Genomic DNA, 17,987 nt, shown 5'->3' with positions numbered 1-17,987 from the left:
CCTCCGGGCGCCGTACCATCGTCCTTATGGCTACGGAAGACGCGGTGCGCGAAGCGCTGGCGACGGTGAACGACCCGGAGATCCAGCGACCCATCACCGAACTGGGGATGGTCAAATCGGTGGAGATCGGCGCGGACGGAACGGTCGCGGTCACCGTGTACCTGACGGTCTCCGGCTGCCCCATGCGCGACACGATCACTCAGCGGGTCACCGAGGCGGTCTCCCGTGTCGAGGGCGTCACCCGGGTGGACGTCACGCTGGACGTGATGAGCGACGAGCAGCGCCGCGAGCTGGCGACCGCGCTGCGCGGCGGCCAGGCCGAGCGGGAGGTCCCCTTCGCCAAGCCGGGCTCGCTCACCCGGGTGTACGCGGTGGCCTCCGGCAAGGGCGGCGTCGGCAAGTCCTCGGTGACGGTGAACCTGGCGGCGGCGATGGCGGCCGACGGGCTGAAGGTGGGTGTCGTCGACGCCGACATCTACGGCCACAGCGTGCCGCGCATGCTGGGCGTGGACGGCCGTCCGACCCAGGTCGAGAACATGATCATGCCGCCGCAGGCGAACGGCGTGAAGGTCATCTCGATCGGCATGTTCACCCCCGGCAACGCCCCGGTCGTCTGGCGCGGCCCGATGCTGCACCGCGCGCTCCAGCAGTTCCTGGCGGATGTGTTCTGGGGCGATCTGGACGTGCTGCTGCTCGACCTCCCACCGGGCACGGGCGACATCGCGATCTCCGTGGCACAGCTGGTTCCCAATGCGGAGATCCTGGTGGTCACCACCCCCCAGCAGGCGGCCGCCGAGGTGGCGGAGCGGGCGGGCTCCATCGCCGTCCAGACCCACCAGAAGATCGTCGGTGTGGTCGAGAACATGTCCGGACTGCCCTGCCCGCACTGCGGCGAGATGGTGGACGTCTTCGGTACCGGCGGCGGTCAGACCGTCGCCGACGGCCTGACCCGCACCACCGGCGCCACGGTCCCGGTGCTCGGCTCCATCCCCATCGACGTCCGGCTGCGCGAGGGCGGCGACGAGGGGAAGCCGGTGGTGCTGACGGACCCGGACTCCGCGGCCGGCTCGGCCCTGCGCTCGATCGCGGGCAAGCTGGGCGGCCGTCAGCGGGGCCTGGCGGGGCTGTCGCTGGGGATCACCCCGAAGAACAAGTTCTGACGAACGGCTTCCGGATCCGGGCGCCCCGACCGGGGTGTTCCGGATCCCGTACGCCGAAGGGGGCGTCGTCCGAGCGGGACGACGCCCCTTTCGGCATCGTCCCGTCCATGCCCGACCGACGTTCCCCGAGGGGGCGTTCCACCGTCGTCCGGCGGAGGTGTGTCTCTGTCAGGCGTACGCGGAGACGTCCTTGATCTTCGCGAAGCCGAGCCCGTAGGCGCTCATTCCCCTGCCGTACGCCCCCAGGTGCACGCCCGCCTGCGCGGACCCGGCGAGCACCCAGCCGAACTCCGACTCGCGGTAGTGGAAGGAGGTCGGGACGCCGTCCACGGGCAGCGACAGGGTGGACCACTCGGGGCCGGACAGGTCGTCCGCGAGGACCCATGCCGTCTCGGTCTGCTGGTCGAGCCAGTTGTCCCGCAGGATGTGGTCCAGTTGGCCGGGCCAGGTGAGGGACAGCAGCCCCACGCCCGCGAGCCAGGCCGCGGAGGACACCGTGGTGGCCTCCAGTACGCCGGTGCCGTCCGCGCTGTGCCGAAGGGGCTGCGAGGCGACGGTGACCACGACCGCGAACCGTTCGCCGTCCCCGTCCTCGGTGACCTCATTGCGCACGGAGGGCTCCTCGCCGTGCCCGATCGAACCGTGCTCCACGGCCCCGTCAGCGGCGACACCCACCCGCATCAGCCAGCGCGGGCCCGTGAAGGCCTCATCGAGGCCGTACCACGGGAAGGGCGCCCGGAGAAAACCGTCGACCGTGCCCCGGGCGAAAGGGAACTGCTGTCCGCCCTCCGCGGCCGGCGCCTGCGCGCCTACCCGACTCGTCGTCTCCATCTGCCCGGACGCCTCCTCGCTCTCGTCGGACCTGAGCGGCCCGCCCCCCACGGGCGTCCTCGCTCCCCAATCGGTCCGCACAACAACTGGGCAGCATAGCCACAGCACTCCGAACAGCAGGGGAACGCCCGGCACCTGCCCCCTCCCGGACGTCGCAATATGGCCGTGTGCACGCCGATGGGTGTATGGCCTTCGTCACGTCACCGGGGTCACGACCGCCCGGCGCCGCGCGGAGAGGTCCCGCTACGGCTCAGGTGGCGTCCGCGTCGAAGGGCGGACGCTCCTCGGGGGCGAGGGGTCCGGGCTTCTTCGTCAGATCCACGGTTTTGGAGGACGGCACGGAGGACGAGGTCTCGACCTCAGGGCTGTGCACCGCGTCCGTGAGGTCGGCCATCTCCTTCTTCAGGTCGAAGCCGTTGCGGATCTCCTTGAGCCCCAGTTCGTCGTTCTCCAGCTGCTTGCGCAGAAACGTCTTGGGGTTGAGGTCCTCGAACTCGAAGTCCTTGAACTCCGGTCCCAGCTCGCTGCGGATGTCCTGCTTGGCGCTCTCCGAGAACTCACGGATCTTGCGGATGGTCCGGGTGACGTCCTGGATCATCTTCGGGAGCTTGTCGGGACCGAAGACGAGCACAGCGATGACAACGATCGTGACCAGTTCGAGCGGTCCTATGTCATTGAACACCTGTAGCTCCTTGCGATGTCCTCGGTCCTCGTCCCTCGGTGGCCCCTGCGGGTCTTCCGTGGTCCGGGCCGGGTCCACGGTACCCGGCGTTCTGCTCGAACCGGTACCGTCCCGTCTCCCCCGCCGCGTGTACACGACGGGTTTTCCGGGATGTTTGCCTTCCGGGCCGCCTCCCGACACGCCCCCGTCGGGACGGTCGTCAGCTGCTGTCCGCGGAGCCGAGGACCAGCGTGATCCTCCGTTCCGTGCCGTCGCGCAGGACGGCCAGTTCCAGTCGGTCGCCGGGGCGGTGGGCGCGGGTCCTGACGATGAGCTCCTCACCGGAGTGGACCCGGACGCCGTCGACCTCGGTGATCACGTCACCGGGCTTGATCCCGGCCCGGTGACCGGGGCCGCCCGTGCTGACCGCGGGACCGCCGCCCGCGCCCTCCGTGCCGACGCGGGCGCCGTCACCCGAGTAGCTCATGTCGAGCGTGACCCCGATGACGGGATGGGTGGCCCTGCCGGTGTTGATCAGCTCCTCGGCGACCCGTCTGGCCTGGTTGACGGGTATGGCGAAGCCGAGCCCGATGGAGCCCGCCTGACCGCCCTTGCCGAGGCCGCTGCCGGCCGACCGGATGGCCGAGTTGATGCCGACCACCCGGCCCCGGGAGTCGAGGAGGGGGCCGCCCGAGTTGCCGGGGTTGATCGGGGCGTCGGTCTGCAGGGCGTCCACGTACGACACATCGCTTCCGTCGCCCTTCTCACCCCCTGCCGTGATGGGCCGCTCCTTGGCGCTGATGATCCCGGAGGTGACGGTCCCGGCGAGGTCGAAGGGCGCCCCGATGGCGACGACGGGGTCGCCGACCCGGACGTTGTCGGAGTTGCCCAGGGGCATGGGCCTCAGACCGTGGACACCGCCGACCTCGACGACGGCGAGGTCATAGCCGGCGTCCCGGCCCACGACGGTGGCCTTCGCGGTCTCGCCCCCGTTGAAGGTCACCGTTATCCGCCCACCGGTTCCGGCGGGTTCGACGACATGGTTGTTGGTGAGGATGTGTCCACGCCCGTCGAGGACGAACCCGGTGCCGGTGCCCTCGCTGTCGGCGCCCTTGACATGCAGGGTCACCACGCTGGGCAGCGCCCGGGCGGCGATCCCCGCGATGCTGTCCGCGGCGCGCCCGGTGGGCTCGGGCCCGGCCTGCGGCAGCCGGACGCCCCCGATTCCGCCGTTGCGCTCCAGTGCGGTGCCGACCACACCGCCGATCCCGCCGGACAGCAGGGCGATCGCCAGAGCCCCGAGCGCCAGGGCTCTTCTGCCGCGTCTGCGCCGCTGTTCCCGGGTGAGGACCGCGGCGCCGCTCTGCTGGAAGGGGGCCGCGGGCGCCCAGGGGTCGTAGTTCTGCCAGGGGTTGGCCGCGGGGTACGGGGCGGAGCCCGGCCCGGGCGGCGCGTCGGGGGCGGGCGGGGCGGAGAGCGGGGCGCCCACCGCGGCGGGTGCGGACGGCATCGGCGGGGCCCCGCCGGGCGGTTGGTGCGTGGTGGGCATCGGTGTGCCCGGCGCCGCGGGCACGGGCGCGGCAGGCGCGGTGGGCGCCTGCGCGGACGGTACGGGAGGCATCGGTGTGCCCGGTGCCGGACGCGGCGGGGGCGCCATGCCGTGCGTGAGGGGTGCCGCCGGGTGCTGGACCGGTGGGGCGGGGGCCCAGGGGCCCGGTTCGCCGTAGGGAGGGGTGTCGTAGGGGTCGGGGTCGTGGAGGGGCACGGGACGCTCGTCACCGGCGGCCGGGACGGGGTGTCCCCCGCTGTCCGGCCGAGGGGCGGCCTCGACGCCGGAGCCCTCCCCGACCGCTTCCGCGGCACCGCCCTCCGCATCGGCAGCGGCGGCGGGGGACCCGGTGGGCGCGGCGTGGGACGGCTCGCTCTCCGGCCCTGAGCCGGTCACGCCCGCGGACCGCACCGCGGCGGGGTGTTCCAGTGCGAAGTCTCCCCCGGTGCCGGCCTCGCCCGAAGGGCCGCCGACGGGCTCGCCCGGCCGCTCCTCACCGCCGGGGGCGGCACGCCCCGGCTCGCCGTCCGCCACCGGATCCTGCGCCCGTGCCGGCATCTCGGCGGGCACCGCGTCCGACAGCTCGGACCGGGGCACCGAGGGGCCCGCCTCGACGGCGTCCCGTGTCCCGGGTGCCCGCGCCCCCGTCTCCCCCGGAGGGACCGGTTTCCCCTCGTTCATGCTCTCCTCACACCCGGCCCGCGGCAGAACAGCGCCGGCGGTCGCCGCTGGTTCGTCGATTCCGCGCCCTGAACGTCTGCGCGAGCGCGGCCCACCGTGGATTCAACCAGGTTCCCGTCCGCCCGTGCGGACGCCGGGTCAGGGCACGGTGGGCGAGGGAGCGGGCGAACTGACGGGCGTGGCCCCGTCGGTGGGGGCCGACTCCGACGCGGCCGACAGCCCCGGAGTCATCAGCTCGGGAGAGGCCGGCCAGGAGGTCAGGGCGACCGGATCGGTCTCGGTGAGCGGACGTATCAGCGGGGACATCGCGGCGGCCCCGGCGAGCACGGGAGCGGCCAGGGCGCGGATCGGGGTGGCCTCCTGGACCGCCGGGGCGGGTGCCCCGGACAGCAGCGGGGCCGGGGCCTCGGTGGGCGCGAGGGGCGTCGGATCCGGGTGGTCGGCGGAGTACTGCCCGGACGTCGGTGCGGCGGAGCGCCGGCGCTGGGTCTCGGATGTCGCGACGCCGCCCGTGCCCGGTGCACGCGTCGGGGTGACATTGCTTCCGGACCCCGAGCCGCCGCGCGCCTCCACGCCCACGTCCCCGGCCGTCACCCCGCCGAGCGCGATCGCGGCCAGCGACACGGCGCCCGCGGCGGCGAACGCGAACCGCAGCCCGCGGGAGGACGACCGCTCGGCGTCCTGACGGCCGACGGGATGGATACGGAAGCCGCGGTCCCCGGTCAGGGCCGCGCCCTCGGAGGGCGACAGCGGGGCGTGCGGGTCCGACGGGACATATCCGAAGGGCTCGCCGCTCACGCCGAAGACGCCGGGGGCGGGAGGCAGTCCGGCGGGTGACTGGGGTCTCCTGCCGAAGCCTCCCCCGCCGAGCGGCGTGCCACCGCCGTCGACGTCACCTCCCCCGGGCAGGCCCTGGAGTCGGGCCAGGAAGCTCTCGGAGGGCGGCGGCGGGGCCGCCGCGGCGAAGACGTTCTTCAGCCGGCGCTGGGCGTCGGCCTCGGCCTTGCACTTCACGCAGGTGGCCAGATGGGCCAGCACGCGCTCGCGTGTCTCATGACCGAGCTCTCCGTCGATCAGTGCGGAAAGCCGGTCTCCCAGATGCTGTTCTGCCGGTGTGGGGCCACGGGATCCACTCACGCGGTCGCGCCCCCTCCCCCCAGAGCGGGGACGCGCGCCATGAAGGACCTGCGCTCGGCGCGGGCCTCCGGCGACCGGTGCGCCAGCGCCTTGCGCAGCTGCGAGCGGCCTCGGTGGATGCGGGACCGCACCGTGCCGAGCTTGACGCCCAGGGTCGCGGCGATCTCCTCGTAGGACAGCCCCTCGATGTCGCACAGGACGACGGCGGCGCGGAACTCGGGCGCGAGCGTGTCCAGGGCCTGCTGGACGTCCGCATCGAAGTGGGCGTCGTGGAAGAGCTGCTGCGGGGTGGGCTCGCGGCTGGCCAGCCGCTCGGCCGCGTCCTCGCCCAGCGCGTCGAAGCGGATGCGCTGCTTGCGGCGGACCATGTCCAGGAAGAGGTTGGTGGTGATGCGGTGCAGCCAGCCCTCGAAGGTGCCGGGCGTGTAGGTGGACAGGGAGCGGAAGACCCGGACGAACACTTCCTGGGTCAGGTCCTCGGCGTCGTGCTGGTTTCCGGTCAGACGGTAGGCCAGCCGGTAGACCCGGCCGCTGTGAGTGCTGACGATCTCCTCCCAGGTGGGCGGAGTCCACGCCTGCGAGTCCGCGTCGGTGGCGAAGGTCGCGGTCTGCGCGGAGTCGGAAGCGTGGCGGGTGTCAGCGATGTCGGTCACGGATTTCGGCTCACCCGACGACCTGAGGAGGCGCCGCAGCACCCCTCTCCGATCCACAGGCGCAGCCGCACCTCCCCTGTCGGCTCTGGTGGTGTCCAGTGGAGCCCCTACCATAGCCACCTCGCCCGTTAGCTCCGGATAAGCGGTTTTACGAGAATTTGATGTGAGCTGATGCGGCTGCGTCGGCGCTTGCCCGGCGTCCCGGTCCATACCTGCCCCCGTCCTTGCCCCCGCGGTCTTCCTCATCCTTCAAACGCCCGGTCCCATCAGCAGGTTCCCGGCGCCAACGGATACAGTCACGCCGAGGCAACCAGGGGACAGGAGACGGTCATCACCGGCAACCGGCAGACGAGCTGGGCGTTCGCCGACGCCTATGTCGCCGAGGACGACGCGCTGCGCTGGGCCCGCGACCGGGCCCGGGAGGCAGGGCTGCGCTCGGTGTCGCCCAGCACGGGTGCCGCGCTGCGCCTGCTCGCCGCCACCGTGGACGCCAAGGCGGTGGCGGAGATCGGGACCGGATGCGGCGTCTCCGGGATCCATCTGCTGCACGGCATGCGGGCGGACGGGGTGCTGACCACCGTGGACCCGGAGCCGGAGCATCAGCAGTTCGCCCGGCAGGCCCTCCGCGCCTCCGGCTTCGCCAGCAATCGCGCCCGGTTCATCCCGGGCCGCGCCCTGGATGTGCTGCCCCGGCTCGCGGACGCCGGCTACGACCTGGTCTTCTGCGACGGCGACCGGCTGGAGGTCCTCGACTACCTCGCTGAATCGTTGCGCCTGCTGCGTACCGGTGGGCTCGTCGTCTTCGAGGGGGCCTTCGCCAACGGCCGCACGGTCGACTCGGGACCACAGCCCACCGAGGTCCTGCGGCTGCGGGAGCTGCTGCGCACGGTGCACGAGAGCACGGCGCTGATGCCCTCGCTGCTTCCGGTGGGCGACGGGCTGCTGTGCGCGGTCAAGCGCTGAGCGGAACCACCCCCGGAAAAGCAGCGACCCCGGCACCGCTTACGATGCCGGGGCAACTCGGAACTTGGGGTGACTCGCGCGTCAGCCGACGACCTTCTTGAGGGCGTCGCCCAGCGCGTCGGCCTCGTCAGGGGTCAGCTCGACGACGAGCCGACCGCCGCCTTCGAGCGGAACGCGCATGACGATGCCCCGCCCCTCCTTGGTCACCTCGAGCGGGCCGTCGCCCGTCCGCGGCTTCATGGCCGCCATGCTCGTTCCCCTTCCTGAAACCAGCTCATCTCAGCCGACGGCCCCCTTGAAGGGCACGCGATCCCTCGAAGGACGCACCACACCGGCATCGAACACATTGCTTCCCAGCCATTATCCCGCATCTCATGACCCGATGACCAACATCGGTCGGCATCGCTTGGGCAACACGCGCGAGCAAAACCACTCAATTCGGCGATGTGGCTGTGATACTGCGCCACCGCACGGACATCCACCGGCCGGACACGGGCGGAAATTCTTTGACGCAGGTCACACCTCCGGTCCGTTCCACCCGCGATGATCTCCGCCATGCTGTCTTCGACGCGGGACGTACCGACCGGTACGGCCCGGCCGCGACACCGGAGGGGATCACCATGGCCGACACCGTGCTCTACGAGGTGAGCGACGGACTCGCGACGATCACGCTGAACCGCCCCGAGGCGATGAACGCCCTGAATGTCGCGGCCAAGGTCGCCCTGCGGGACGCGGCCCAGGAGGCGGCGGCCGACGACGGCGTGCGGGCGATCCTGCTCACCGCCGCCGGGGACCGGGCGTTCTGTGTGGGGCAGGACCTCAAGGAGCACATCGGAGTGCTCCAGGCCCAGGAGCCGGGCTCCGGGGGCGGGGTGATGAGCACCGTCCGGGAGCACTACAACCCGATCGTGCGGGCCCTGGCCCATGCCGCCAAGCCCGTGGTCGCCGCCGTGAACGGGATCGCCGCGGGAGCCGGCTTCGGCTTCGCGCTCGCCGCCGACTACCGGATCGTCGCGGACACCGCGGCCTTCAACACCTCGTTCGCCGGGGTCGCGCTCACCGCGGACTCCGGAATCTCCTGGACGCTCCCCCGCGTCGTCGGCCCCTCCCGCGCCGCGGATCTGCTGCTCTTCCCGCGCAGCATCGACGCCCGGCAGGCGTACGAGTGGGGCATCGCGAACCGGCTGGTCCCCCTGGCCGAGCTGCGCGCCGAGGCGGAGAAGACGGCCCGCTCGCTGGCCGAGGGGCCGACGCTGGCCTACGCCTCGCTCAAGGAGTCCCTCGCCCACGGGCTCTCCCACTCCCTCGACGAGGCCCTGGAGAAAGAAGACGAACTGCAGAGCCGCGCGGGGGCCTCGCAGGACCATGCGATCGCGGTGCGGGCCTTCGTCGACAAGCAGAAGCCGAGGTACGTGGGGCGCTGAGGGCGGCCGTGCGCCGCCCGGATCAACTGTTGCGGGCGGCGCAGCCGGCCAGGTGGTCGTCCACCAGTCCACAGGCCTGCATCAGCGCATAGGCCGTGGTCGGGCCGACGAAGCGCAGGCCGCGTCTCTTCAGGTCCTTGGACAGGGCCGTGGACTCGGTGGTGACCGCCGGAACGTCGGCGAGGGAGCTGGGGGCAGGGCGCGATGTCCTCTCGGGCGCGTACGACCAGATCAGCTCGTCCAGCTCGCCCGGGGCCCAGTCGGCCAGCACGCGTGCGTTGGAGAGCGTCGCCTCGACCTTGGCGCGATTGCGGATGATCCCCGGGTCGGCCAGCAGGCGTTCCTGGTCGGCCTGGGTGAAGGCGGCCACCTTGACGATCCTGAAGTCGGCGAAGGCGGTGCGGAACCCCTCGCGACGGCGCAGGATCGTGATCCACGACAGGCCCGACTGAAAGGCCTCCAGGCTCAGCCGCTCGAACAGCGCGTCGTCGCCGTGGACCGGCCGGCCCCACTCCTGGTCGTGGTACGCCACATAGTCCTCGGTGGACAGGGCCCACGGACAGCGTCGGACGCCGTCGGGTCCCGCCAGGGCTTCCCCGCTCACCGCTGCTCCTCCTCGGTCCCCCGGTCCGGGCCGGCGCCCCTGCCCGCACGGGCGCCGGCCAGCGCGGCCTCCAGATCGGCGATACGGGAGTCCCGCTCGTCGAGCTCGGCACCGAGCCGGCCCAGCGCGTCGTCCACGTCCGCCATCCGGTAGCCGCGGAGGACCAGCGGGAAACGCAGGGCGTCCACGTCCTCGCGGCCGACCGGACGGTCCGGCGCCAGCGAGTGGTCACCGGACAGATCGGGCGCGACATGGGGCAGGGGGCCGCGCCCGCCGCCGCCCAGCACGGCCAGGGTCACCGCGGCCACCACGACGGCGAGCGCGACGACCAGGAAGAAGAACATGAACATCACTGAGGTCCCCACGCTCGGTACCGGCCCCGGGGCGCCGGCACGGAAGTGCCGTTGTCGAATGTGTCTGGGTCAGATCGTGCCATGCGACGCTGACAACCAGGACACCTGAGGCCGCAGGAGGCCGAGGGACGGACGTGGGAAGAGGTCACAGGGGATGCTCAGGCTGGGCAGGCGGGAATTCGGCGCGCACGAGCCGGTCGTCATGGCGATCGTCAACCGGACCCCGGACTCCTTCTACGACCGGGGGGCCACGTTCCGCGACGAACCGGCCCTCGCGCGCGTGGAGCAGGCGGTGGCCGAGGGCGCGGCGATCATCGACATCGGCGGGGTCAAGGCCGGACCCGGGGAAGAGGTCACGGCCGAGGAGGAGGCGCGGCGCACGGTCGGTTTCGTCGCCGAGGTGCGACGGCGCTTCCCCGATGTGGTGATCAGCGTGGACACCTGGCGGCACGAGGTCGGTGAGGCGGTGTGCGAGGCGGGGGCGGATCTGCTCAACGACGCCTGGGGCGGGGTCGACCCGCGGCTCGCCGAGGTCGCGGCGCGGTACCGGGTGGGGCTGGTGTGCATGCACACGGGGGGAGCGCGGCCCCGGACCCGTCCGCACCGGGTGGCGTACGACGACGTCATGGCCGACGTCCTGCGGGCCACGGTGGGGCTGGCCGAGCGGGCGGTGGCCCTGGGGGTGCCCCGTGAGTCGGTGCTGATCGATCCGGGCCATGACTTCGGGAAGAACACCCGGCACAGTCTGGAGGCGACCCGGCGGCTGGAGGAGATGGTCGCCACCGGATGGCCGGTGCTGGTGTCCTTGTCCAACAAGGACTTCGTGGGCGAGACGCTCGACAAGCCGGTGAAGGAACGGCTGCTGGGGACCCTGGCGACGACAGCGGTGTCGGCGTGGCTGGGGGCGCAGGTCTACCGGGTGCACGAGGTCGCCGAGACACGGCAGGTCCTGGACATGGTGGCGTCGATCGCCGGTCACCGGCCGCCCGCGGTGGCCCGCCGGGGGCTGGCGTAACGCACCGGACGGGCGCGGCACGGGCCGTTCCCGTGCGCGCCGGGCCCTGCCCGGCGTCCCCGGGGCACGGCCGCCCCGAGGACGCACCGGTGGCTCAGCGGCCGGCCTCCTTGGAGACCAGGGCCACCGCCTCCTCCACGTCGTCCGTCAGATGGACCAGGAGCAGATCCTTCTCCCCCGCCTTGCCCTGGGCGACCAGGGTGTTCCTGATCCAGTCCACCAGGCCGCCCCAGTACGCGGTGCCGTAGAGGACGATCGGGAAGCGGGTCACCTTCTGGGTCTGGACCAGGGTCAGGGCCTCGAAGAGTTCGTCCAGCGTGCCGAGGCCGCCCGGCAGCACCACAAAGCCCTGGGCGTATTTGACGAACATCATCTTGCGGACGAAGAAGTAGCGGAAGTTCAGCCCGATGTCGACATAGGGGTTGAGACCCTGCTCGAAGGGCAGCTCGATACCGAGACCGACCGAGACCCCCTCGGCCTCGCAGGCGCCCTTGTTCGCGGCCTCCATCGCGCCCGGGCCACCGCCGGTGATCACCGCCCAGCCCGCCTCCACCAGACCGCGTCCGAGGCGCACGCCCGCGTCGTACTCGGGCGAGTCCACCGGTGTCCGCGCCGAACCGAACACGCTGATCGCGGGCGGGAGTTCGGCCAGGGTGCCGAAGCCCTCGATGAACTCCGACTGGATGCGCAGCACCCGCCAGGGGTCGGTGTGGACCCAGTCCGTGGGGGCGCGCTCGTCCAGCAGGCGCTGGTCCGTGGTGCTCCTCGTCACCTGGCCCCGCCTGCGCAGCACCGGCCCGAGCCGCTGCTCGTCCGGCGGCACCTTCTTGCCCTCGGGGTTGCCGGTAGGCATGTGCGCTCCCTCCGCTTCGGGGTCCTTCCCCGCTCAGGGACTCCCCGCGCCCGGCCGGAGCCGGGGGCGGGGAGCCGCCGAGAGCCTGGGAAAGGTCGTTCCACCCCAGCGTAGATCCACGCGGGTTAAGGACGGGGGACCTGTGCATGACCGACGTACGCCGTCGTCCCCCGGCCCCCGGGTGGCGGATCAGGAGGTCAGCCAGGCCCTCAGTCGTTCCTCCCCGGCGAGGATCTTCGCCGTCTCCACCCGCTCGTCCCGCCGGTGCGCCAAGTGCGGGTTGCCCGGGCCGTAGTTGACGGCCGGGACGCCGAGCGCGCTGAACCGGGAGACGTCGGTCCAGCCGTACTTGGGCTGCGGGGTGCCGCCGACGGCCTCGATGAACGCCGCCGCGGCCGGGTGGGAGAGGCCGGGCAGGGCACCACCGCTGTGGTCCACCACCTCGAACTCCGTCACCCCGCAGTCCGCGAACACCTCATGGACATGGGCGATCGCCTCCTCCTCGGTGCGGTCCGGGGCGTAACGGAAATTGACCGTGACCACGCACTCGTCGGGGATCACGTTCCCGGCGACCCCGCCCGAGACACCGACCGCGTTCAGGCCCTCCCGGTACTCCAGTCCGTCGATCACCGGGTACCGCGGTTCGTACGCGGCCAGCCGGGCCAGGATCGGGGCCGCCGCGTGGATCGCGTTCGAGCCCATCCAGCCGCGCGCCGAGTGGGCCCGCTCGCCCCGGGTCTTCAGCAGGACCCGCAGCGTGCCCTGGCAGCCGCCCTCGACCTGGCCGTCGGAGGGTTCGAGCAGCACCGCGAAGTCGCCCGCCAGCCATTCCGGGTGCGCCTCGGCCACATGCTTCAGGCCGTTCAGACGGGCGTCGACCTCCTCGTTGTCGTAGAAGACGAAGGTGAGGTCGCGGTTGGGCTCGGGGACCGTCGCCGCGATACGGAGCTGGACCGCGACGCCCGACTTCATGTCGCAGGTGCCGCAGCCCCACAGCACGCCGTCCTCGTCCAGGCGGGAGGGCACGTTCTCCGCGATCGGGACCGTGTCGACATGGCCCGCGAGGATGACGCGTTCCGGCCGTCCCAGGTTCGTCCGGGCCACGACGTTGTTGCCGTACCGGTCGACCGTCAGGTGCGGCAGGGCGCGCAGCGCGGATTCGATCGCGTCCGCGAGGGGCTTCTCGGTGCCGCTCTCGGAGGGCAGGTCGACGAGTTGCGCGGTGAGCCGCGCGGCGTCCAGCGTGAGGTCAAGAGGGGTATCGGCCATGGTGTCGACCCTAACGCCCCGGCCAGGAACGCCCGCCCCGCGGCGACGCCCGGCGGGCAAGGTTCGCTTTGACGGGCAAACACCACCCGCCGCGGCACCGGCGCGCCGGTCCTCCCGTCCCCCTCCCAGGAGTTGTCCACAGCCCCGGGAATCGCCTCGGGACGTCTCCAGTACCTTGTACGCGTGTCAGAGCCGTCCCCCTCCCCCCGACGCCGTGGCCGCCTTCTCCGTTTCGGGGCGGCCTTGGTGGTTTTGCTCGCTCTCACCGGCTATCTCGCCGTTCAGTACCTCACGGGCTCGGCCGCGCCGAGATGCCGGGTGGTCTCGGACAAGGGCGAGAAGCGATCCTACGAATTCAGCCCGGAGCAGGCGGTGAACGCGGCGACGATCTCCGCCGTGGGCACCACCCGCGATCTGCCCGAGCGCGCGGTGACCATCGCGCTGGCGACCGCTCTCCAGGAGTCGGCGCTGCGCAACATAGACCACGGCGACCGCGATTCGATCGGCCTGTTCCAGCAGCGCCCCTCACAGGGCTGGGGCACCACGAAGCAGATCATGGATCCGACGTACTCCGCGAGCGCCTTCTACGAGCACCTGGTCAAGGTGCCTGACTATCAGGAGCTGCCACTGACCGTGGCCGCGCAGCGCGTACAGCGCAGCGGCTTTCCCGACGCATACGCGAAGCACGAGCCGGACGCGGCCCTGCTCGCCGCGGCACTGACCGGACGGTCGGCCGCCACACTGACCTGCCAGGGACGCCCGGCCACCACGCCCAACGGCGGCCCGGACGCGGTACGGGCCGCACTGGTCAGGGACTTCGGACGCGATGTGCTGCAGACCACCGGCGCAGAGGGCGGCACGGGACAGTCCGCGGAGCCCTCCCCGGCCCCGCGGAAGCCGGCCGCCAATGCGGTGACGGTCCCGGTGCCCCACAAGCCGGCCGCCTCGGGCACCCCGGCCGAGCAGGGCTGGGAGCTGGCGCACTGGGCGGTGGCCAACTCGTCTGCGCTGCACATCTCACGGGTCTCCTTCGCGGGCCGCGAGTGGTCGCGGGGAGGCTTCGCGGGCCAGTGGCGCACGACCGGTGACGCCGGGGCGGCGACCTCGGCCTCCGAAGTCCGCATCGTCACCGGGGAGTAGACCGGGCAGCCGTACGAGCCTTCAGCCTGAGGAGTTGTGCGCGGCGCGCCTCGTCGACGAGGCGCGCCGCTGCCGTCGGGTCCCATGCCCTGACCGCGAAACCCCTTGGGAACAAAGGGATCTGAGGGTTCGGCGGGCTGTCCGGCCGGGGTCCGTTCGCCCGATTTCATCCCCACCCGATAATGCGACGCATTGCCAACTCTTTGCGTCGGCCCGCCGCAACCTTCGCGGGCTTCGAGCGGTAGTCACGGCGTCCGAGCCCGGAACGGTCGGCCTCGGGGGCAGCCTCCGACGGTCAACTCCCGGTCGCCCTTGGGCACTTCACCGTTCTCTCCCGTCTAAGGAGCATCATGTCCCTCCCTCTGACCCGCCGGATCGCCCGTGCCGCGCTGCTGATCGCGGCGGGAGCGGCGCCCGTGGTCGGTGCGGCCGGCTCCGCCAGCGCGGCGACGACCGGCCTGCCGGCCACGCCGGACCTGGCCGGTGTGACCGCCCTGGACGGCGCCGGGACCGGCACCGCCGTCGACGGAGCCGCCCGCAACGTCACCGGGCTCACGGGCGACACCGGAGGCCAGGCGGTCCGGGCCGGCCAGGCGGTCAAGAAGGCGGTGCCGGCCGCGAGCGACACCGGCCAGAAGGCCGTCCGGACGGCGGTGCCGACCGCTCAGCGGGCCGCCGGGAACGCGGCGTCCGGGGCCGGCGCACTGCTGGGTGACGCCACCAGGGGCGGGGTGCCGGGGCCGCAGCTCCCGCTGAACGGGACGCCACTGGGCGGCTGATCGACCGGGAACCGGCGGAGGGAGGGTCCGGGCAGCGCCCGGGCCCTCCCTCCGGCATGTCTGTCACAGCACTAGCCGAGGCGCTCCACCGCGGCCGCCACCCTTTCGTCCGTCGCCGTCAGGGCCACCCGTACGAACTTCTCGCCCGCCACACCGTAGAAGTCGCCGGGGGCCACCAGGATGCCCCGGTCGGCGAGGTCGGCGACGGTGTCCCAGCAGGATTCCTCGCGGGTCGCCCACAGATACAGGCTCGCCTCGCTGTGCTCGATACGGAAACCGTGCTTCAGGAGGGCGTCCCGCAGCACCCCGCGGCGGGCCGCATAGCGTTCGCGCTGCTCGCGGACGTGAGCGTCGTCGCCCAGCGCGGCCACCACCGCGGCCTGGGTCGGCGCCGAGGTCATCATGCCGCCGTGCTTGCGGATCTCCAGGAGCGGGCCCAGGACCGCCGGGTCGCCCGCGAGGAAGGCCGCCCGGTAGCCCGCCAGGTTCGACCGCTTGGACAGCGAGTGGACCGCGACGATGCCCTCGTACGAGCCGCCGCACACATCCGGGTGCAGCACCGAGACGGGGTCGGCCTCCCAGCCCAGTTCGAGGTAGCACTCGTCGGAGAAGAGCAGGACGCCGTGCTCCCGCGCCCAGGACACGATCCGGGCCAGTTCCTCCTTGGCCAGCACCCGGCCCGTCGGGTTCGACGGGGAGTTGAGCCAGAGCAGCCTCAGATTCGTGGGGTCGAGCTCGGTCGGGTCGTCGTAGACCTCGTGGTCCGCGCCGGCCAGGCGTGCGCCGACCTCGTACGTCGGGTAGGCGAGCCGCGGGTACGCGACCCGGTCGCCGGGGCCGAGGCCCAGCTGGGTCGGGAGCCAGGCGACCAGTTCCTTGGAGCCGACGACGGGCAGCACATGGCGGTGGGTGACCCCCGGGGCGCCCAGACGGCGCTCCACCCAGCCGGTGATCGCGTCCCGCAGCTCGGGGGTGCCCCAGACCGTCGGATAGCCCGGGGAGTCCGCCGCGGCGACGAGGGCCTTCTGGATCAGCTCGGGGACCGGGTCGACCGGGGTGCCGACGGACAGGTCGACGATTCCGCCCGGATGCGCGGCGGCCGTCTTCTTGTACGGCTCCAGCTTGTCCCAGGGGAAGACGGGGAGGCGGTCGGCGAGCGAGTGCCCGGACGGCCGGCGGGGGGCGGAGGGAGAGGGACCGGGGGCTGCGGACACGGGGATCGGCTCACTTTCTGGGACGACGGGCTCCCGCTACGAGCGTACGGGCACCAAAAACAACGGTCCCGTGCGGTGCACAGAGGCACCGCACGGGACCGGGGCGACACGGGTGTGCGGCCGCCTACTGGTTCATCGGGGGCAGCGCCGCGATGAAGGGGTGATCGCGCTCAATCAGCCCCAGCTTGCTGGCGCCACCGGGCGAGCCGAGCTCGTCGAAGAACTCGACGTTCGCCTTGTAGTAGTCCTTCCACTCCTCGGGAGTGTCATCCTCGTAGAAGATGGCCTCGACCGGGCAGACCGGCTCACAGGCCCCACAGTCGACGCATTCGTCCGGGTGGATGTACAAGGACCGCTGGCCCTCGTAGATGCAGTCGACCGGGCACTCCTCGATGCACGCCTTGTCCTTGACGTCGACACAAGGCTCTGCGATGACGTAGGTCACGCTGTCGTTCCTCCTCGGTAGGGCGCTGGCGGGCCTCCTCAGGCTCCGCCGCCTGGCGCGCGGGAGCGCGGCGTCGTCGATGCCCGCACCTAGTATCTCCGTTCTTGGGCATGATCCGAACACGAGGGGTGAACTGACCTGTGGAAATCTCTGCGGGTGCGCGGCTCGAGGTCCGCATCACCGCGGCTGACGTGGGAAAACGCGTCTCCGTACGGCGGTGGAACGAACCTGGCGCCACGGGTGAGAAGTTCACCGACACGGTCGGGGTTCTCACATCATGGGACCGTGGTGTGCTGCTGATCACACGACGGAACGGGGAGAGCGTCCGGATATCGGAGTCCTCGCTGGTTGCCGGCAAGGTCGTCCCGGCCGCCGGCGGCTCCCGCGCGGGTGCTCCGGGCCGCCGCCGGGGTCCGGTGGCCTCGTACGGGGAGCTGGCGCGGATCTGCGCCCGGGGCTGGCCGCCCCTGGAGCACGAGCGGCTCGGCGCGTGGGAGCTGCGCGCCGCCGCCGGATTCACCCGCCGGGCCAACTCGGTGCTGCCGCTCGGCGACCCGGGGCTGCCCCTGGACGAGGCGCTGACGGCCGTACGGCGCTGGTACGCGGCCCGTGGGCTGCCCGCCCGGCTGCAGCTCGCGACCGGGGCGGAGGACACCCAGGAGACGCTCTGTGCGGAGCTGGAGAGCCGGGGCTGGACCCGGGAGGTGACCGCCGAGGTGTGGACCGGTGAGCTCGCGCCCGTGGCGGACCACGAAACGGCGGGGGTCCTGCTCTCCCGCACCGCCGACGAGGCCTGGCTGGCCCGCTACCGGCGCGGGGGGCTCGGCGAGGCCGCGCTGCGGGTGCTGGGCGGCGGGCCCTCGGTGTGGTTCGCCACGGTGCCCGGAGTGGCGGAGGGCGCCCCTCCGGCCGCGATCGGACGCTGTGTGGTGGACGGGCGGTGGGCCGGGTTCGCGGCGGTCGAGGTGGCCCCGGAGCAGCGCCGGCGGGGCCTGGCCACCGCGGTGCTGGCCGCGCTGTCCCGGCAGGCGCTCGACGAGGGCGCCTCGGCGGCCTGGCTCCAGGTGGAGACGGACAACACGGGTGCCCGGGCGCTGTATGCGCGGCTGGGCTTCGGGGCACATCATGCGTATCACCACTACCGGGAGCCGGACGGCCCCGGCGGCCCGGACGAGGCGAGCACCCCGGACACTAGCGCCCCGGCCGCGGACGGCCCGGGCACCGGCGCCCCGGGCACCGTCGGCCCGTGAGAGGTT

The 17,987-nt window shown here is 72.5% G+C and carries 19 protein-coding genes; 7 read left to right on the top strand and 12 right to left on the bottom strand.

From position 1 onward, the window contains the following. Positions 1 to 26 precede the first annotated feature (26 nt). On the top strand, positions 27 to 1,160 hold the full coding sequence (locus CP978_RS22130; RefSeq protein WP_043443638.1) for an Mrp/NBP35 family ATP-binding protein: 1,134 nt from the start codon (positions 27 to 29) through the stop codon (positions 1,158 to 1,160). A 168-nt stretch (positions 1,161 to 1,328) separates the two neighbouring features. On the opposite strand, the gene CP978_RS22125 is transcribed toward CP978_RS22130, so the two are convergent. The 5 genes from CP978_RS22125 to sigE all read right to left on the bottom strand — a co-directional run bounded on the left by CP978_RS22125 (position 1,329) and on the right by sigE (position 6,786). Next, positions 1,329 to 1,991 carry a hypothetical protein gene (locus CP978_RS22125; protein WP_043449230.1) on the bottom strand — a complete coding sequence of 221 codons (663 nt, stop codon included), beginning with the start codon at positions 1,989 to 1,991 and terminating at the stop codon, positions 1,329 to 1,331. Between the two features lie 250 nt (positions 1,992 to 2,241). After that, complete coding sequence (locus CP978_RS22120; RefSeq protein ID WP_043443636.1) at positions 2,242 to 2,673, bottom strand: sec-independent translocase; 432 nt, start codon at positions 2,671 to 2,673, stop codon at positions 2,242 to 2,244. 199 nt (positions 2,674 to 2,872) lie between these two features. Next, on the bottom strand, positions 2,873 to 4,882 hold the full coding sequence (locus tag CP978_RS22115; RefSeq protein ID WP_242647105.1) for a trypsin-like peptidase domain-containing protein: 2,010 nt from the start codon (positions 4,880 to 4,882) through the stop codon (positions 2,873 to 2,875). Between the two features lie 138 nt (positions 4,883 to 5,020). Then, positions 5,021 to 6,019 carry a zf-HC2 domain-containing protein gene (locus CP978_RS22110; RefSeq protein ID WP_052454236.1) on the bottom strand — a complete coding sequence of 333 codons (999 nt, stop codon included), beginning with the start codon at positions 6,017 to 6,019 and terminating at the stop codon, positions 5,021 to 5,023. Then, complete coding sequence (gene sigE / locus CP978_RS22105) at positions 6,016 to 6,786, bottom strand: RNA polymerase sigma factor SigE (protein WP_174498660.1); 771 nt, start codon at positions 6,784 to 6,786, stop codon at positions 6,016 to 6,018. The genes CP978_RS22110 and sigE overlap by 4 nt, the downstream gene beginning before the upstream one ends. 216 nt (positions 6,787 to 7,002) lie before the next feature. Here sigE and CP978_RS22100 point away from each other — a divergent pair, with 216 nt between their 5' ends. Continuing rightward, entirely contained in the window at positions 7,003 to 7,635 is a 633-nt protein-coding gene (locus tag CP978_RS22100) for an O-methyltransferase (RefSeq protein WP_079162547.1), read from the top strand. A gap of 81 nt (positions 7,636 to 7,716) precedes the next feature. On the opposite strand, the gene CP978_RS22095 is transcribed toward CP978_RS22100, so the two are convergent. Continuing rightward, positions 7,717 to 7,884, bottom strand: coding sequence for a DUF3117 domain-containing protein (locus tag CP978_RS22095; RefSeq protein ID WP_003966491.1), 168 nt, complete (start codon positions 7,882 to 7,884; stop codon positions 7,717 to 7,719). A gap of 371 nt (positions 7,885 to 8,255) precedes the next feature. On the opposite strand from CP978_RS22095, the gene chcB reads away from it, so the two are divergent. Next, positions 8,256 to 9,059 carry a 2-cyclohexenylcarbonyl CoA isomerase gene (gene chcB, locus CP978_RS22090; protein ID WP_150478395.1) on the top strand — a complete coding sequence of 268 codons (804 nt, stop codon included), beginning with the start codon at positions 8,256 to 8,258 and terminating at the stop codon, positions 9,057 to 9,059. 22 nt (positions 9,060 to 9,081) lie between these two features. Here chcB and CP978_RS22085 read toward each other — a convergent pair whose 3' ends face one another. Then, complete coding sequence (locus CP978_RS22085) at positions 9,082 to 9,663, bottom strand: DNA-3-methyladenine glycosylase I (protein WP_043443628.1); 582 nt, start codon at positions 9,661 to 9,663, stop codon at positions 9,082 to 9,084. Next, the gene (locus CP978_RS22080) at positions 9,660 to 10,013 is read right to left on the bottom strand and encodes a DivIVA domain-containing protein (RefSeq protein ID WP_043443626.1); all 354 of its coding nucleotides are present in this window, start codon (positions 10,011 to 10,013) and stop codon (positions 9,660 to 9,662) included. The genes CP978_RS22085 and CP978_RS22080 overlap by 4 nt, the downstream gene beginning before the upstream one ends. A gap of 157 nt (positions 10,014 to 10,170) precedes the next feature. On the opposite strand from CP978_RS22080, the gene folP reads away from it, so the two are divergent. Further along, complete coding sequence (folP, locus tag CP978_RS22075; protein WP_043443624.1) at positions 10,171 to 11,031, top strand: dihydropteroate synthase; 861 nt, start codon at positions 10,171 to 10,173, stop codon at positions 11,029 to 11,031. Between the two features lie 94 nt (positions 11,032 to 11,125). On the opposite strand, the gene CP978_RS22070 is transcribed toward folP, so the two are convergent. Continuing rightward, positions 11,126 to 11,884 (bottom strand): LOG family protein, encoded by a 759-nt coding sequence (locus tag CP978_RS22070; protein WP_043443622.1) that lies wholly within the window; start codon positions 11,882 to 11,884, stop codon positions 11,126 to 11,128. A 189-nt stretch (positions 11,885 to 12,073) separates the two neighbouring features. Next, complete coding sequence (gene dapE, locus CP978_RS22065; protein WP_043443620.1) at positions 12,074 to 13,153, bottom strand: succinyl-diaminopimelate desuccinylase; 1,080 nt, start codon at positions 13,151 to 13,153, stop codon at positions 12,074 to 12,076. A 183-nt stretch (positions 13,154 to 13,336) separates the two neighbouring features. Here dapE and CP978_RS22060 point away from each other — a divergent pair, with 183 nt between their 5' ends. Together CP978_RS22060 and CP978_RS22055 are read left to right on the top strand one after the other, a co-directional pair. After that, positions 13,337 to 14,293, top strand: a complete 957-nt coding sequence (locus tag CP978_RS22060) for a VldE C-terminal domain-containing protein (protein WP_079162251.1) — start codon at positions 13,337 to 13,339, stop codon at positions 14,291 to 14,293. A gap of 350 nt (positions 14,294 to 14,643) precedes the next feature. Then, positions 14,644 to 15,072, top strand: coding sequence for a hypothetical protein (locus tag CP978_RS22055; RefSeq protein WP_043443618.1), 429 nt, complete (start codon positions 14,644 to 14,646; stop codon positions 15,070 to 15,072). Positions 15,073 to 15,143: 71 nt separating this feature from the next. Here CP978_RS22055 and CP978_RS22050 read toward each other — a convergent pair whose 3' ends face one another. Together CP978_RS22050 and fdxA are read right to left on the bottom strand one after the other, a co-directional pair. Then, complete coding sequence (locus CP978_RS22050; protein WP_052454235.1) at positions 15,144 to 16,286, bottom strand: bifunctional succinyldiaminopimelate transaminase/glutamate-prephenate aminotransferase; 1,143 nt, start codon at positions 16,284 to 16,286, stop codon at positions 15,144 to 15,146. A 124-nt stretch (positions 16,287 to 16,410) separates the two neighbouring features. Further along, positions 16,411 to 16,731, bottom strand: coding sequence for a ferredoxin (gene fdxA / locus CP978_RS22045; RefSeq protein ID WP_043443616.1), 321 nt, complete (start codon positions 16,729 to 16,731; stop codon positions 16,411 to 16,413). A gap of 140 nt (positions 16,732 to 16,871) precedes the next feature. Here fdxA and CP978_RS22040 point away from each other — a divergent pair, with 140 nt between their 5' ends. After that, entirely contained in the window at positions 16,872 to 17,981 is a 1,110-nt protein-coding gene (locus CP978_RS22040) for a GNAT family N-acetyltransferase (protein ID WP_043443614.1), read from the top strand. Positions 17,982 to 17,987: the final 6 nt, after the last annotated feature.

The sequence above is a fragment of the Streptomyces nodosus genome, from assembly GCF_008704995.1.
GTDB classification, from domain to species: domain Bacteria; phylum Actinomycetota; class Actinomycetes; order Streptomycetales; family Streptomycetaceae; genus Streptomyces; species Streptomyces nodosus.
The sequence above is the reverse complement of the archived record's forward strand: the minus strand, read 5'-3'. Positions and strand labels throughout refer to the sequence as shown.

What these genes read in the sequence shown, in the direction of transcription:
- folP (WP_043443624.1), top strand. Translation starts at nt 10,171, where the DNA reads ATGCTCAGGCTGGGCAGGCGGGAATTCGGCGCGCACGAGCCGGTCGTC.
- CP978_RS22070 (WP_043443622.1), bottom strand. Translation starts at nt 11,884, where the DNA reads ATGCCTACCGGCAACCCCGAGGGCAAGAAGGTGCCGCCGGACGAGCAG.
- sigE (WP_174498660.1), bottom strand. Translation starts at nt 6,786, where the DNA reads ATGGTAGGGGCTCCACTGGACACCACCAGAGCCGACAGGGGAGGTGCG.
- CP978_RS22055 (WP_043443618.1), top strand. Translation starts at nt 14,644, where the DNA reads ATGTCCCTCCCTCTGACCCGCCGGATCGCCCGTGCCGCGCTGCTGATC.
- CP978_RS22095 (WP_003966491.1), bottom strand. Translation starts at nt 7,884, where the DNA reads ATGGCGGCCATGAAGCCGCGGACGGGCGACGGCCCGCTCGAGGTGACC.
- CP978_RS22115 (WP_242647105.1), bottom strand. Translation starts at nt 4,882, where the DNA reads ATGAACGAGGGGAAACCGGTCCCTCCGGGGGAGACGGGGGCGCGGGCA.
- CP978_RS22130 (WP_043443638.1), top strand. Translation starts at nt 27, where the DNA reads ATGGCTACGGAAGACGCGGTGCGCGAAGCGCTGGCGACGGTGAACGAC.
- CP978_RS22125 (WP_043449230.1), bottom strand. Translation starts at nt 1,991, where the DNA reads ATGGAGACGACGAGTCGGGTAGGCGCGCAGGCGCCGGCCGCGGAGGGC.
- chcB (WP_150478395.1), top strand. Translation starts at nt 8,256, where the DNA reads ATGGCCGACACCGTGCTCTACGAGGTGAGCGACGGACTCGCGACGATC.
- dapE (WP_043443620.1), bottom strand. Translation starts at nt 13,153, where the DNA reads ATGGCCGATACCCCTCTTGACCTCACGCTGGACGCCGCGCGGCTCACC.
- CP978_RS22080 (WP_043443626.1), bottom strand. Translation starts at nt 10,013, where the DNA reads ATGTTCATGTTCTTCTTCCTGGTCGTCGCGCTCGCCGTCGTGGTGGCC.